1 protein-coding gene is annotated in these 292 nt (G+C 64.0%); it reads right to left on the minus strand.

What is annotated here, in order from left to right; translation table 11 throughout:
• Window positions 1-274: IS66 family insertion sequence element accessory protein TnpB (gene tnpB / locus EAE92_RS24305; RefSeq protein ID WP_105398609.1), on the minus strand; the 274-nt coding region annotated here is incomplete at its 3' end.
• Window positions 275-292: the final 18 nt, after the last annotated feature.

A 292-nucleotide genomic window follows, 5' to 3' on the forward strand; every position in this document is an offset into this window, starting at 1 on the left:
GCCAGTCAAACTGGGCGGGCGTCATCACCCAGCTGCGCTCGCCCTGCTTCGGCCAGACAAAGTGGGCCCGGTGCAGACGGCGGGTACACAGCCAGACGCCGTGTCGGTCCCAGCGCAACACCTTGAGGCGGGAGCGGGCCTTGTTGCAGAAAACAAAAGCGGCTTCGTCCTGCCAGCGCAAATTCAGTCCCTCGAGGTGTTGAGTCAGGGCATCGATGCCCCGGCGCATGTCGACGGGCTCTCGCACCAGAAAGAGCTGTTGCGGTTTCAGCATCGGGCCAGTACCCGCATC

The organism is Photorhabdus hainanensis (genome assembly GCF_018448965.1).
Classification (GTDB): Bacteria; Pseudomonadota; Gammaproteobacteria; order Enterobacterales; family Enterobacteriaceae; genus Photorhabdus; species Photorhabdus akhurstii.